The sequence below is a fragment of the Microbulbifer sp. MKSA007 genome (assembly GCA_032615215.1).
Classification (GTDB): Bacteria; Pseudomonadota; Gammaproteobacteria; order Pseudomonadales; family Cellvibrionaceae; genus Microbulbifer.
The window spans coordinates 3787293-3800727 of the sequence record CP128433.1; the positions used below are offsets into that span (position 1 = coordinate 3787293).

Consider the following 13435-nt stretch of genomic DNA (forward strand, 5'->3'; position numbering starts at 1 on the left):
TATACTCACTTAGCTCTTTGCGGTAATTGAGCTGGCGACACGGCGCGCTGTAGTTTCGGGGATTTCACCCACCACTGTTACAGTGTAAGCAACGCCTTCAATTTCCAGACGGTCCATATAGGCTGTTGTGGCTCCGCGAATTGCGCGACCTTTAAAGCCCTCAAGTTCTGGACCGAGGCGCTGGACAAATACAGAAAACACTCCCAGCCCGTCGCTAAACACCATCATATCGCCATCAGATAAGGGCTTGACGGACACTACCCGGAAACCGTCGGGCAACCAGCCCACCTGCCAGCGGCTCTGTGAAGCCGTACACTCATTCCGATTATCGATGCGCCGGGCATTATTGGAGACCGCCTGTAGTGCGGCATCCTCTACAGGGGAGAGATCCAGTTGTACAAACTGGTAACGCTCCAGTACGCGGCCCTGAGTGCTAACCAGCATGGTCTTCAACGGCAGCCCAGTCTGTTTATCGAGACTCACTACCAAGCCCAGGCGATAGCGATCCCTCGGTCGCGCCTCAATCACAACAGCATCGCGATCCGCGATTCGCTCCTCACCCCGCAAGATAAATTGGTAGGCGCGCTGAGCCTGTTGTTGGCCCGCCGAGCTCCATGCTGTAGCACGATTTCTTGGCGAAGCACTGACATCGCAATTTCCGGCACTGCCGTGGCTGATCAACTCTCTAGGCTCACCACTGAGGTAGCGCACGCGCTCTACCTGCTCACCTTCTCGAACCGCGTGAACAACCTGCAAAGTCTCCAGGAGGCCCGCATGCTCAAAGGTCACCAGACCACTGTATTCAAGTTCAGTTACTGCCTTTGCCAACTTGGCTAGCCAATGCTCAACCTCGTTATTACTCACCACACCCGGGCTTACCATGCCGCTCTGCGCTGCAGGGTTGAGGTTAACTACGCCAGATGTCACCGTCTCTTGCGCCGGCACGCCGCCAACAGCACTTTCTGGAGTTGCAGTTGCTGGAACGGCCGGTACCGCAGCGGGACTTTCCACCTCTCCCGAGCCCCCGTCCGTCATAGCAACTTCCACAACAGCCGGGGCTGCTGCGGGAGCAGTACTCATATCGAGATTGATAGTGGTGGGGGCACTGGGCTCTACGCCAGCGTCAACCTGGGCAAATGACATGGGTGCCAATAACGAGGAGGCCAACAGTAGACCGTTGGCCTTGAGAATCCCACTGAGGATTCGGCGCCCCCTGGTTTCGACTTTCGTCACACTACATTCCAACTTGTTCGCCGTAAGTGGCGCGAGCAAAAGGCACCATGCCCTGACTGCCCACATGAGCGGCTTGTTCTGAGTGCTGAATCATTACGCGATTCAGGTGGCGCATCAACTCGGGGGTTGGTGCCTGCTGTATTACAGCCTGCCCCACAACACCTGTGCGCTGCTCGGGTACAAAGCGGGGAGCCGCAGTGCTCACAGAGCGCGTAGAGGGAGCGGGCACATAAAAACCGGAAGGCTGCGGAGCAGACTGAACCACTGGTTGGGCTTCACGCTCAACCGATGCTACTGGCTGGCTCCCCCTGGATGGTGTTCTGCGGAGAATCTGTCATTTGCTGCACACCCAAAATGGCAGCAAAAGCCACCGTCGCAGCAACAGCACCACGGGACAGCGGACGCCACCAGCGATTGTTGACCAAATTGCCAGCAACCGCAGATCCCCCATTGCCGTTTTGCGACAGAGGCTCTTCCTCATCGATGGCGGCAGAAATACTCGCTGCAAGGCCGATGTCGACCGGCGCGACCTGTTCGCGGCGCATAACACTCGCCGCAAGTTGGTAACGCGACCAGCGCTCACCGAACTCTTCAGAGGCCGCGCTGGCCTTCAGAAGCCGTTGCAGCTCCAGTTCGCTGACTTCGCCATCCATGAGCGCCGAGAGCGACTCGTTAAGACGTTCCTGATGATTCCCGTGGGACATAGGGGTTAACCCTCTTGTGCAATCATTTATTCGGTGCCCACAAGCACCATATTTGGTTACATGTTATGACCGGAGTCTGAGCGGTTGGTTTCCCCGACTGGGAAAATTTTCCGCAATTTTAACCCCTGTCACCCAGTGTTTCCGGCTCGCCGGCCATCACGGCCTGGACTGTCCGGTCTATCGCCTCCCGTGCGCGAAATATTCTAGAGCGCACAGTTCCCACCGGGCATCCCATAACCTCGGCGATTTCCTCGTAGCTCAGTCCCTCAAGCTCTCTCAGCGTTACCGCTGAGCGCAGATCCTCTGGCAGTGCGCGAATAGCGCGATGCACCGCCGCTTCCAGCTGGTCGCGAAACATCTGACTTTCAGGTGTCTCGTTGTCACGCAGCAGGTCAGCACCCGAGTAAAACTCAGCATCTTCCAGTTCAACATCGGAAGATGGCGGCCGACGACTGCGGGAAACCAGGTGATTCTTGGCGGTATTAATCGCAATCCGATACATCCAGGTGTAAAAAGCACTCTCGCCGCGAAAATTGGCAAGAGCACGATAAGCCTTAATAAAAGCTTCTTGGGTTACATCCTGTACTTCACTGTGGTCCTTAATGAACCGACTCACTACAGCAACAATTTTGTGCTGGTACTTGAGTACAAGAAGGTCAAAAGCGCGTTTGTCCCCTTTTTGTACCCGTTCTACCAGCTCACGGTCACTCGTTGACGCCTGATGCGCTGTCATCCCCAACTCCCATATCCAGCCACACTGCGGGCGCCACAAAATTTGACTGCGGGGCCACCGGCGCAGGCGTTTCTTTTACTGTGTTGATGACAATGACAATAGGACATAAGTTCCACGTCAAATCGACGAATAATCAGGAGGCGCTATACTACGCGACCCTTAAACATAATTGAAATCTATGAATGCCCAGGCAAACTACGACGTTCTCGTAATTGGAAGCGGTGCAGCAGGCCTTACACTGGCCCTGCATCTCGCCTCCCAGTATCGCGTGGCCCTGCTCTCCAAACAGAGATTGCAAGATGGCTCCACCTGGTTCGCCCAGGGAGGCATCGCTGCAGTGCTGGATGAGATGGATTCGGTTGAGTCGCATATTGCAGACACATTAGACGCGGGTGCAGGACTCTGCCACCCCGCTTCAGTGCGCTTTACCGTAGAGGAGAGCACTGCCGCGATCAGCTGGTTAATCGATCAGGGTGTGGACTTCACCCGCGAGGAACAGGGTTACCACCTCACCAAAGAGGGGGGCACAGTCACAGGCGCATTATTCATAGCGCCGATGCCACCGGCCAAGCGGTACACAGCACCCTGATCACCAAGGTGCTAAACAGCCCCAATATCGACTGTTTCGAACACCACGTTGCCATCGATCTAATCCGCCAGCCGGATCCAGATAAAGGCCGATTTCGCTGTGCCGGCGCCTATGTACTCAACAAGAGCAACGATGAGGTCGAGCTGATCCAGGCTAAAGCCGTCGTCCTGGCCACCGGGGGGGCCAGCAAGGCCTACCTTTATACCAGTAACCCGGACGGTGCCAGCGGCGATGGAATCGCAATGGCTTGGCGCGCCGGGTGCCGCGTGGCCAATATGGAGTTCAATCAATTTCACCCCACTTGCCTTTACCATCCCAAGGCCAAAGCCCTGCTGGTGACAGAGGCTTTGCGCGGTGAAGGCGCTGTACTCAAGCTTCCCGACGGCAGCCGGTTTATGGACCGCTTCGACAAGCGAGGAGAGTTGGCGCCACGGGATATCGTCGCCCGCGCTATCGACCACGAGATGAAACGGCTGGGGGCAGATTGCCTCTATCTGGACATTTCCCACAAAGATCCACAGTTTGTCCGCGATCACTTCCCAACGGTTTATAACAATTGCCTTCGATATGGCATTGATATCACCCGAGAGCCTATTCCAGTGGTGCCTGCAGCTCACTATACCTGTGGAGGCATTATGGTCGATCGCCATGGGCGCACAGATCTGGACCAGCTCTACGCCATTGGCGAAACGACATTTACCGGCTTACACGGCGCCAACCGCCTTGCCAGCAACTCGCTGTTAGAGTGTCTGGTTTACGCTCGCTCAGCAGCCCTGCATATCGATGAGCACCTGGGTATGGTACAGGCGCCCCGCCCATCTCCAGACTGGGATGCATCGCGAGTCACCGATTCCGATGAAGATGTAGTGATTTCCCATAACTGGGATGAGCTGCGCCGGTTTATGTGGGACTACGTAGGCATTGTGCGCACCCGCAAGCGACTCTTGCGCGCACAACACCGAGTAACGTTGCTGCAGAAAGAAATTCGCGAGTTCTACGCCAATTACCGCATCAGCAGCGACCTGGTTGAACTGCGCAATCTCTCCCTGGTATCGGAATTGATTATTCGTTCGGCCCTGGATCGCCGCGAGAGCCGGGGGCTGCACTACTCCCTCGACTACCCCCAACTACGTGAACTTGCTATGGACACGATTTTGGTGCCAGAGAACTTTGCCGGCCAACGCCAATTTATTTAACCGACCAATTTTTAGCCAACTGGGCCCGCCACGGCAACCCAGCTAACTAGCGGGAATAGCGCAGTGCCACTTGTAGCCTGCGCCAATCCTGCGGCGCCAGCATATCCTTGGCCAACACCAAACGGAGCCGGCGCCCAGCCCTGTCCCGACCATTTATCACCACCAACCAAGACCACAACACCAGCTCATTTACAAACTGGAATTCGCGACGATCTGCGCCATCAGGGTGCCAAAACCACCTTCGCTCACGGGTCGATAAATGGCCGCTCACAGTTTTCACCCGGCGCCACTCTATCCCGGCGTAAACCATAACAAAAAGGCTCGCCAGCCCTGATAACACTAAAGGCAGGTTACACAACCAGACCAGTAAGATCGCCAGGAAGGTGATCAGCAAAAGGAGCAAATGCAAAAGAAAGGAAGGCGCAACGACGCAACTTAAGCGGGCGCTGCGCTCATAAAGCGGGGGTGTCGAGCTATTCCTGGAGTCCGGTGTTGTCACGGATGATTTGCACTATACGCTTCAAGTCCGGGTCAGCCGGGTCTTCTCGACGCAAGAACCAGGCGAACAGATCCTGATCCTGCTCATCAAGCAGGCGGATATAGCGCTGCTGATCCTCTGGCTCCAGGGTCTCGTAAACATTATCCAGAAACGGCAGCAAAACCAGATCCAATTCCAACATGCCACGGCGACTGGCCCAAAACAGGCGGTTGCGATCCATACTTCTTTCCAACCAGATAAAAAGCGCAGTATACCCCCTGCCCCACCAAACTTGAAAAGGGCGCGAAGGACCCCCAAATTATGCCCCGAATACAAATGCAGGTGGCAGGATTATGGATCAGCAACAGTGGCAGGATTTTCTCAGCAACGAGGGCGCCATTTGGGAGGGCAGCAAAGCTCACTTCCCTCTCACTAGTCGCGAAGACCCTCAGAGTTTGCACCTGCTGGACCTGGGCCCAATCGGAGCTATTTCCATTACCGGACCCGACAGCCAGAAGTTCTTACAGGGGCAGCTCACCTGTGACTTGATCAACCTTCCCGATGAACACAGCACCCTGGGAGCTCACTGCAATCCTAAGGGGCGTATGATCAGTGCTTTTAGTGCACTGAAACTTTCGCAAAGTGAGTTCATCTTCCGGTTGCCAAAGGATTTGGCCCCCATCGCCCAGCAAGCGCTGGCCAAGTACGCCGTCTTTTTCAAAACAGAGCTGCACGACATCAGTGATGAAACCCACTGGTTAGGCCTGCAGGGGCGCGATGTGGCAGAGCGCACCTCCAAACTGCTGGGCTTCGAGCAACCCTCTGTCGGCGAGGTGAAGCTATTTGACTTGGAAGGAGAGCGCTGCATTGCCCAATGTATTACCGACCTGCAACTAGCCATCCTGGTACCCACCAGCAAGGTCCAGCAACTGTGGCAAAAGCTATCACCAGAGTGTGAAGCTACCGGCTATGACTGTTGGCAAATGCGCCAAATTGAAGCCGGCATCCCCCAGCTGGACGTCGCCACTACAGAGATGTTTATCCCGCAGATGACCAACCTGCACCTGCTCGGTGGCGTGAGCTTTAAAAAAGGCTGCTATACCGGCCAGGAAGTAATTGCCCGTATGCAATTCCGCGGCGCCGCCAAGCGTCGCCTTTACCGGGCAAGCTGCGCTTCGGGGGATCTCCCTGAATCGGGCATGGAGATATTTGGAGATGGAAAGCAAAGCATTGGCAATCTGGTGGAAGCCTGCCATAGCAAAGAAGGCGTTCAGCTACTCGCCGTACTCACCATCGCCAAAGTGGCCGCAGGTGAAACCTTACACCTGAAAGATGGCCGCACTTTGGATATCGGAGAACTTCCCTACGATGCAGACGCCGATCCGCTAGCCTAAACCGGAAAAGTACTTTTAATCAAAAAGGCGGCTTTTTAGTCGCCTTTTTTGTTTATGATTTAACAACCAGAAAAAACCTCTGGAAAGTAAAAAGGTTTGCACCAATCAAAACGCAGCTTACTACCGCTACTATATTTATGGATATTTCCCTGGGCTTCAAAATTTCAGCTAAATAAAGCAGTAGAGGGAGGCAATATTGAAAGAGTTAGACCAACTAATTGTCGTTCTTGAATGCTGCATTATTCTGGCAGGCTTTGCTGCAATAGTTGGCACACTCCAACCCAGAAAAGGCAGAAATCTTGGCAAAGGAAGAATTGTATCCCTCGCAATGATTATTTATATCAGTTTGATCAACGCATTACTGGCAGCCTTCACCCTGACTCTATCCAATTTTGATCTCGCTGATCGCACCCTGTGGTCAGTAAGCAGTTTTGCCATGAGTGTGGCTACGTCGTTTTCTATCGGCTACCTATGGATAAAGAAGCGACTCAAATCTGTTTCAATTGTTGCCAAGGTTACCTATTTCCTTCTTTTTGGAATTGCCGGCTCAGTCGTTATTATCAATATCATGAATGCGCTAGGGGTCATTTTCAACAGGGAGTATGGGCCGTATTTTTTATCCTTTGTTTGCAACCTATTTGTCGTCGGTTATGCATTTTCAAGACTGCTTATGCGCCCATTATGGGTAGCTGTTAGAGAAAATGAACTAGGCCGAACCGGCAAAGAGAAAACGGTGGCGTCCGGCTGATTTTCAGCTAAAAATGTGGCGCCAACCATTGGACACCTACACCTAACAACAATTATTAACCATATAGCAAGCGGGCTAAAATAAAGCTAATTGTGAGACGGGAAACAACTTACCAGCTCTCCATTTCACTCATATACTGTTATCAACTTTCCTATTTAACCTTTCTGCTTGGGACAATAGCGGAAGATGGAAAAACTGTCGGTACAAATCGATCAATTGCTTGTCATTATTGAAATATCCATAGTGCTGGCAGGATTTGCGGCAATGGTTGCCACATTTCAATCAAGGAGAATAGAGAGTATCTCTAGGGGCCATGTGGTGTCTCTGGCCATGATTGTCTATATCAGCCTATTCAGCGCACTGCTCGCCGCCTTTTCTTTGGCGCTTTTGAACTTCCGTATTGATGCTGGCTATGTTTGGTCTACAAGCAGCTCCTTGATGGGAATAGCCACCACAGGCTTTATTGTCTATCTGTGGAAAAAAAGACACTTCAAATTTGTGTCTATTGTAATGAAAGTTACCTACTATGGGCTTTTCAGTATCGCTTCATCGGTAGTTATCGTCAGCACCCTCAACGCTACTGGCATATTTTTCGAAAGAGAGTTTGGCCCTTATTTTTTAGCCTATATCTGTAACTTGTTTTTTGTCGGCTTTGCGTTTGCCCGGTTGTTAATGCGACCTCTTTGGAAGGCCGTTGAAACCAAAAATAAACACCCTGTGAAGGGCCGCTAATCCAAAACAGAGAAGATTATTGAGCAATTAATATATCACCACTCAACTGGAAATACTTTCTGATTTACTCAAGCTTTATATCTACAGTCAATTCCAACACGATTTTAGCGCCATTTTTTACGCTCAAATGATTTTTACCTATAAATACTAATCTTCTCTATTTACAATCCGGGAGAGCTGAAAACTCTTCTTTTTTTGACTCGTACCACTTCTTCATCGATTCAGGATCTTTCATCAGTTCCTGCATTTTCTTCATAGCCAGTAAGTGCTGGGCATCATTTTTACGATACATCTCGATTCCATGCATCTTACTGAGTTCCGCCACCTCTTCAAAACTATCCCCGTGAAACTCCACATCGCAGGCACCTCCCAACTCCTTACAAGTCATCATTTTCATAGCAATATCACCTTAGATTTCATAAGTTATATTTTATCTGACAGATAAATAACTTCAAAAGAGCCAAAAATAGATAATAGCTCTGATTGGCTTTCAAGTCTCTAAAGACCCCCATCACAAAACACTGCCGAAGCAGAGAGTTGACACATATAACCACTAAAAAAAATAGAAGGATTTTTTATCTGGAAGCCAAGAGAAGGATAACAGGAATAGAATTTTTGGCGCTCTGGATAAATACAAACCCGGATAGATAATACCTATCCGGGTCAAGCCACTAAATCTCCACAGCAATCCGCTTCAATTGACCCGCCTCTGGCAAAGCCCATTCAATAGGCTTTTCTCCACGCTGTTGCAACCAGTGATTTGCCTGGGAAAAAGGACGGGTACCAAAGAACCCCCGGTGCGCAGATAGAGGGGAAGGATGTGGAGCACGCAACACTAAATGCTTATTGCGGTCGATAAAGCCTCCCTTCTTTTGGGCATAGCTCCCCCAAAGAACAAAGACTAACCCTTCGCGCTGTTCCGCTAGCTTGTGAATCGCCGCATCCGTAAATTGCTCCCAACCCTGCCCTTGGTGGGCGCCGGCCTTGCTGTCCTCAACAGTAAGGGTGGCATTTAGCAAAAGCACGCCCTGCTCTGCCCAAGGTTGCAGGCAACCGTGGTGTGCAGGGGGAATACCCATATCGGAGTGCAACTCTTTATAAATATTTTGCAGCGATGGAGGAATGCGTACTCCGGGCATCACAGAAAAGCACAGGCCATGGGCTTGGCCAACGCCATGGTATGGGTCCTGACCCAGGATAACGACTTTTACCTGATCAAAAGGTGTGGAGTTAAAGGCATTAAAGATCTGGCCACCGGCTGGGTAGATCTTCTTACCGGCAGCCTTCTCCCCCTTTAAAAACTGACGCAATTGGGCCATGTAGGGTTGGTCAAACTCCCCGCCCAAAACATCGTACCAAGAGGGGTGGATCTTTATTTTGTCCGGAACCGGCATTCTTAAACCTTCAATATCTTTTTAACATAGTGTTGTAACTCGGGCACAACTTCCTCCTCAAACCAGGGCCTGCGACGCAACCACAGGGTGTTGCGCGGGCTTGGATGCGGCAAGGGAAAGTATCCCGCTGGCAGTGCATCGCGGTAATGTCGAACATTCTCGGTAATACTGCCATACCAGTGCGGGAGGTAATGGCGCTGGGCGTATTGTCCCACCAACAGCGACAGTTGCAAGTTGGGTAATTGTGCCATTAGGCGCTGATGCCAGGTGGCGGCACACTCGGGTCGCGGCGGCAGGTCACCGCCCTTGCCGCGCCCAGGGTAACAGAAGCCCATGGGAATAATGGCAATCTGGGACTCGTCGTAAAAGGTGTTCCTATCAATCGCCAACCAATCTCGCAGGCGATCTCCTGAGGGGTCATTCCAGGGGATACTGGTCGAGTGGACCTTGGTGCCCGGGGCTTGGCCGACGATCAGTAAGCCTGCAGATACTGCGGCCCTCAAGACTGGGTTCGGCCCCAGAGGAAGCTGTTCTTCACAGAGGCGACAAGCCCGTATTTCCTCTAGCAGTGCCGGTAACTTCTCAACTACCACCTATTTTACGCCCCTATTGTTTACCGTCGGGGAAAGCCAAATGTAACAACCGCGCGCGGCGATCCTGGGGATCACGGGCACGACTGATATTATTGTTATTGAAAACCACAAATACCCCCTGGTTATTTACAGCAACTCCAGACCCCATTCCCCCCAACCGCGACACTTCATAGGCGTACTCTGGAGACTCCTCAATCTCACGGTAAACCAAGCACCATTCAGCTTGCAAGCTCGGCAGAGTTCTTCTGCATACCGCATATGCGTTGCTTTCAAGAGTAAAAAGAGCGCCGTCATGATAATCAAGTCCTCTCAGATTCTCCGGGTGGTCTCCAAAATCCAACCCCACTACAGAAGGCAAAGAGAAAACTTGAAACTCTCCTTTATTTCCCACCTTTAACAATCCCCTGGGGTCCCGCTCTAAAGCTACCCACAAGTCATCGCCAACCTCAACTATTCCCTCCCCGCCATTGTTGAATCCCAGCGAATAACCCAGGTGTTCTATTGCTGATGACCACTTGTTATTAATCCAGCGTGAACTCCCATCTGTGTCCACTTCTGCTATTCGATTGTGACGTTCACTCAATAAAAATGTACCGTCGTCTCTACAACATATTCCACCAAAACGCATTGCGGATTTAGGCTGCAATAAATCCATAACAAAGTGAGAAATATTATCAGCTACTCCCCTTTTGGGCGAAGGCAGGCCGCTAACTTTCAGGTATTTTTCTAATATCGCACTCTGACCGTGCAAATTGATTCTATATATTTTTTCCGATTCTTTAGGAGATATCGTTATTAATTGGCCACAAAAACTCAAACCAGATAGACCTACACCAGAGCTATTATCTATCCAGTAATCAGCAATATCTTTAGCCAAAAAAATCTCAGCAGCCATTCCCACAGAAGCTAAAAATATGAAATTAATTGCGAGGAAAACTGTCTTGACCATTACATTCCCCATTAAACACAACCCAACTATTCGAACCCCAATAATAGAAAGCCTCTATTGGTATTTAGTCAGATTGATCTGGTAGAGCCAGATGTAATAAGAGTGCTCTGCGATCCTGAGGGTCGTGAATACGGCTGATATTATCATTGTCAAACACAATAAAAACGCCCCGCTCTCCAATAGCCAAACCATCTCCCTTGCCACCGGTCCGCGATACCTCGTAGCCGAGTTCAGAGGAGTTTTCATGTTCCCAGTAATCCAGGCACCACTCAGCTTTCAAGCCGGGTAATTCCCTGCGGCAAACTGCATAGGCATTAGGTTCCAGGGTCCACAAAGCCCCATCATAGTAATAGAGGCCTGCCATATTTTCCGACTCATCACGAAAATCCAGCCCTTTTACTGGCGGCGGTGTAAAAATCTGTACACTTCCCTTGGGGCCGAGTTTTACCAGGGCACGGGGATCCCGCTCTATAGCCATCCAAAAGTCATCGCCCACCTTCTGTAGCCCTACACCGGAGAGATTATACCCGTGCATATAGCCTTGGGCTTTAGCCGTGGCCGACCACATATTTTCTAACCAATGCCCCTTTCCCTCCATATTTATTTCGGCTATGCGGTTGTAACGTTCACTCAACAAATAGAATTTATCATCGGCACAGGTGATGGCTTCAAAATCCATCGCTGCGGCTGGGCGAGTAAGATCCAGTAGGAAATGCCATAAATTGGTCGGCCTATCTTTTTTCGGAACCCGGAGCCCAGCCAGCTTGATATAGGGCTCCAGGGTTGCACTCCTGTCTCCTAACACTATCTGGTAGATCTCCCTGGATTGCTTATCCGACACCGTAACCATTTTTCCATCGCAAAAACTCAATCCAGATATACTTAACCCGGCACTATCATCCACCCAGTAATGAGCTATTTTTTTTGCGGGAATAATTTCAGCTGCCAGCCCCATAGATGATAAGAGCGCACATACGATAGTTAAAAAAATACGCTTAATCACGATCCTTCCAATTTATCGCCAAAGTGATTTAAGAACCGGGAGATTCCCTGCGGCCAACGGACACTACCAAGCTGTAAGGTCCCAATAGCTATTGGTACACAGCATAGTTACCCCAATTGCTCTAAACAATTTTAGCGCTAGTGACTAGAAGATATTTTAAAAATGGAGGGAATTGTTGAACGGGAGAGAACTAAAGGGATGGGATTAGCGCCGACTCTCGGAAAGTACGGCGCCAGACAGAGTCAATTATTGCTGCCTACTGGCCTCATCTGGCATTGCCAGATGCAACAACAGCGCGCGCTTGTCGTCAGCCGCCAGGGCACGGCCGACATTATTGTTGTCGAGGATAACGAAAATACCCTGCTCTCCGACTGCCAGCCCCTCGCCCTTTCCATAGCGGGTTTCTTCATAAACCCGCTCGGGAGATTCTTCAAGGGCGCGATAATCCAGGCACCACTCGGCTTCCAGGCTAGGAAGTGCCCTGCGGCACACGGCGTGGGCGTTGCGCTCCAAGGTAAAGAGTGCGCCGTCGTGGTAATTCAATCCCGCCAAGTCCTCTGAACGGCCAGCAAAGTCCAGGCCATCTACTTGAGGCAGGGTCAGTGTGCTGGCCTCGCCATCTGCATTAAGCCTCAACAAACCACGGGGTTCGCGCTCCATGGCCACCCAGAAAGTATCGTCGGCTTTCACCAACCCCTCGCTGGAAGCATTGGTCTTCTTTAGAAACCCCTGGGACCTGGCTAATGCCGACCAGCTATGCTCCTGCCAGCGTGCATTTCCCTCGATATCTACGATGGCAATTCGGTTGTAATGCTCACTGACCAGATAGACCTGGCCATCGCTACAGGTAACACCTTCAAAGTCCAGATCTCCTGCCGGGCGGAACAACTCCTTGAAGCCTTCCCAAGCGCTGACAGGCTCATCCTGCTCCGGTATCCCAAGGCCGCTTAAGCGAAGATGTGATACCAGGTCGGCACTGCCATCGCTAAATTCAAGCGTGTAGATCTCTTCAGAATTCTTATCGGAGACTGCCAGCAGACTTCCAGAACAGAAACTTAAGCCGGAAATATCCAGGCCTGCACTACTATCAACCCAATAGCTGGCCAGCAACCTAGCCGGGGTAATTTCTGCGGCTATCGCCAATGGCGACAACAGCACGGATAGAACACTGAAGAGAGTACGCTTGATCACTGCAAAACCAATTAATCGCGGAAGTTATTAAACTGCAATGGCTGTTCCAGCTCTTTACCGCGTAACAAGGCGATCACCTGCTGCAAGTCATCGCGCTTCTTGCCAGTAACACGCACCTGCTCACCCTGAATGGCAGCCTGCACCTTGAGCTTTTCATCTTTGATCAGCTTAACAATCTTTTTTGACAGTTCTTTGTCAAGGCCATTTTTCAGGGTCACGTCCAATTTGACCTGCTTGCCGGATTGCTCTTTATCACCTACATCCATCGCCAGTGGATCGATATCGCATTTGATCAGTGCGCCGCGCAGCATATCCACCATCTGGTCTACCTGCATGTCCACTTCAGCGCGAACTACCAGGGAGAACTCACTCATCTCCACTTCCGCATCCACACCTTTAAAGTCAAAGCGGTTGGTAATAGTACGATTCACCTGATCCACAGCGTTGGTGAGTTGATGCTTATCCACTTCAGATACAATGTCAAAAGAAGGCATTAAG

Annotated in this window: 17 protein-coding genes and 1 pseudogene; 5 read left to right on the plus strand and 13 right to left on the minus strand. The window is 51.1% G+C overall.

Annotation, left to right across the window (positions count from 1 at the left end; genetic code table 11):
- Positions 1-9: 9 nt before the first annotated feature.
- The 4 genes from QT397_19640 to rpoE form a co-directional block, all read right to left on the minus strand.
- Positions 10-1233 (minus strand): MucB/RseB C-terminal domain-containing protein, encoded by a 1224-nt coding sequence (locus tag QT397_19640; GenBank protein WNZ55066.1) that lies wholly within the window; start codon positions 1231-1233, stop codon positions 10-12.
- A 1-nt stretch (position 1234) separates the two neighbouring features.
- Positions 1235-1498, minus strand: a complete 264-nt coding sequence (locus tag QT397_19645; protein ID WNZ55067.1) for a hypothetical protein — start codon at positions 1496-1498, stop codon at positions 1235-1237.
- Between the two features lie 16 nt (positions 1499-1514).
- Positions 1515-1937, minus strand: a complete 423-nt coding sequence (locus tag QT397_19650; GenBank protein WNZ55068.1) for a sigma-E factor negative regulatory protein — start codon at positions 1935-1937, stop codon at positions 1515-1517.
- Positions 1938-2055: 118 nt separating this feature from the next.
- Entirely contained in the window at positions 2056-2670 is a 615-nt protein-coding gene (gene rpoE, locus QT397_19655; protein ID WNZ55069.1) for an RNA polymerase sigma factor RpoE, read from the minus strand.
- Positions 2671-2848: 178 nt separating this feature from the next.
- Here rpoE and QT397_19660 point away from each other — a divergent pair.
- Positions 2849-3130, plus strand: a pseudogene (locus QT397_19660) (FAD-dependent oxidoreductase).
- Positions 3127-4455, plus strand: coding sequence for an L-aspartate oxidase (gene nadB, locus QT397_19665; GenBank protein WNZ58568.1), 1329 nt, complete (start codon positions 3127-3129; stop codon positions 4453-4455). The pseudogene QT397_19660 and the gene nadB overlap by 4 nt, the downstream one beginning before the upstream one ends.
- A 46-nt stretch (positions 4456-4501) precedes the next feature.
- Here the strand turns inward: nadB and QT397_19670 are convergent, their stop codons facing one another.
- Together QT397_19670 and QT397_19675 are read right to left on the minus strand one after the other, a co-directional pair.
- Positions 4502-4954 carry a hypothetical protein gene (locus QT397_19670; GenBank protein ID WNZ55070.1) on the minus strand — a complete coding sequence of 151 codons (453 nt, stop codon included), beginning with the start codon at positions 4952-4954 and terminating at the stop codon, positions 4502-4504.
- Entirely contained in the window at positions 4929-5174 is a 246-nt protein-coding gene (locus QT397_19675; protein WNZ55071.1) for a succinate dehydrogenase assembly factor 2, read from the minus strand. The genes QT397_19670 and QT397_19675 overlap by 26 nt, the downstream gene beginning before the upstream one ends.
- Positions 5175-5286: 112 nt before the next feature.
- On the opposite strand from QT397_19675, the gene QT397_19680 reads away from it, so the two are divergent.
- From QT397_19680 to QT397_19690, 3 genes are all read left to right on the plus strand, one after another.
- Positions 5287-6327: a folate-binding protein gene (locus tag QT397_19680; GenBank protein WNZ55072.1), complete on the plus strand. Its 1041-nt coding sequence runs from the start codon at positions 5287-5289 to the stop codon at positions 6325-6327.
- A gap of 196 nt (positions 6328-6523) precedes the next feature.
- On the plus strand, positions 6524-7075 hold the full coding sequence (locus QT397_19685; protein WNZ55073.1) for a hypothetical protein: 552 nt from the start codon (positions 6524-6526) through the stop codon (positions 7073-7075).
- A 186-nt stretch (positions 7076-7261) separates the two neighbouring features.
- Positions 7262-7807 carry a hypothetical protein gene (locus QT397_19690; GenBank protein ID WNZ55074.1) on the plus strand — a complete coding sequence of 182 codons (546 nt, stop codon included), beginning with the start codon at positions 7262-7264 and terminating at the stop codon, positions 7805-7807.
- A gap of 157 nt (positions 7808-7964) precedes the next feature.
- Here QT397_19690 and QT397_19695 read toward each other — a convergent pair whose 3' ends face one another.
- The 7 genes from QT397_19695 to QT397_19725 form a co-directional block, all read right to left on the minus strand.
- Positions 7965-8204 carry a DUF1059 domain-containing protein gene (locus tag QT397_19695; protein ID WNZ55075.1) on the minus strand — a complete coding sequence of 80 codons (240 nt, stop codon included), beginning with the start codon at positions 8202-8204 and terminating at the stop codon, positions 7965-7967.
- 274 nt (positions 8205-8478) lie between these two features.
- Entirely contained in the window at positions 8479-9201 is a 723-nt protein-coding gene (gene ung / locus QT397_19700; protein ID WNZ55076.1) for a uracil-DNA glycosylase, read from the minus strand.
- A gap of 2 nt (positions 9202-9203) precedes the next feature.
- Positions 9204-9794 (minus strand): uracil-DNA glycosylase family protein, encoded by a 591-nt coding sequence (locus QT397_19705; protein ID WNZ55077.1) that lies wholly within the window; start codon positions 9792-9794, stop codon positions 9204-9206.
- Between the two features lie 13 nt (positions 9795-9807).
- Positions 9808-10743 (minus strand): hypothetical protein, encoded by a 936-nt coding sequence (locus QT397_19710; GenBank protein ID WNZ55078.1) that lies wholly within the window; start codon positions 10741-10743, stop codon positions 9808-9810.
- 64 nt (positions 10744-10807) lie between these two features.
- On the minus strand, positions 10808-11746 hold the full coding sequence (locus tag QT397_19715; GenBank protein WNZ55079.1) for a hypothetical protein: 939 nt from the start codon (positions 11744-11746) through the stop codon (positions 10808-10810).
- A 246-nt stretch (positions 11747-11992) separates the two neighbouring features.
- Positions 11993-12937: an SdiA-regulated domain-containing protein gene (locus tag QT397_19720; GenBank protein WNZ55080.1), complete on the minus strand. Its 945-nt coding sequence runs from the start codon at positions 12935-12937 to the stop codon at positions 11993-11995.
- Between the two features lie 11 nt (positions 12938-12948).
- Positions 12949-13431: a YajQ family cyclic di-GMP-binding protein gene (locus QT397_19725; protein WNZ55081.1), complete on the minus strand. Its 483-nt coding sequence runs from the start codon at positions 13429-13431 to the stop codon at positions 12949-12951.
- Positions 13432-13435 lie beyond the last annotated feature (4 nt).

What these genes read in the sequence shown, in the direction of transcription:
- ung (WNZ55076.1), bottom strand. Translation starts at nt 9,201, where the DNA reads ATGCCGGTTCCGGACAAAATAAAGATCCACCCCTCTTGGTACGATGTT.
- QT397_19690 (WNZ55074.1), top strand. Translation starts at nt 7,262, where the DNA reads ATGGAAAAACTGTCGGTACAAATCGATCAATTGCTTGTCATTATTGAA.
- QT397_19695 (WNZ55075.1), bottom strand. Translation starts at nt 8,204, where the DNA reads ATGAAAATGATGACTTGTAAGGAGTTGGGAGGTGCCTGCGATGTGGAG.
- QT397_19725 (WNZ55081.1), bottom strand. Translation starts at nt 13,431, where the DNA reads ATGCCTTCTTTTGACATTGTATCTGAAGTGGATAAGCATCAACTCACC.
- QT397_19680 (WNZ55072.1), top strand. Translation starts at nt 5,287, where the DNA reads ATGGATCAGCAACAGTGGCAGGATTTTCTCAGCAACGAGGGCGCCATT.
- QT397_19675 (WNZ55071.1), bottom strand. Translation starts at nt 5,174, where the DNA reads ATGGATCGCAACCGCCTGTTTTGGGCCAGTCGCCGTGGCATGTTGGAA.
- rpoE (WNZ55069.1), bottom strand. Translation starts at nt 2,670, where the DNA reads ATGACAGCGCATCAGGCGTCAACGAGTGACCGTGAGCTGGTAGAACGG.
- QT397_19650 (WNZ55068.1), bottom strand. Translation starts at nt 1,937, where the DNA reads ATGTCCCACGGGAATCATCAGGAACGTCTTAACGAGTCGCTCTCGGCG.
- QT397_19710 (WNZ55078.1), bottom strand. Translation starts at nt 10,743, where the DNA reads ATGGTCAAGACAGTTTTCCTCGCAATTAATTTCATATTTTTAGCTTCT.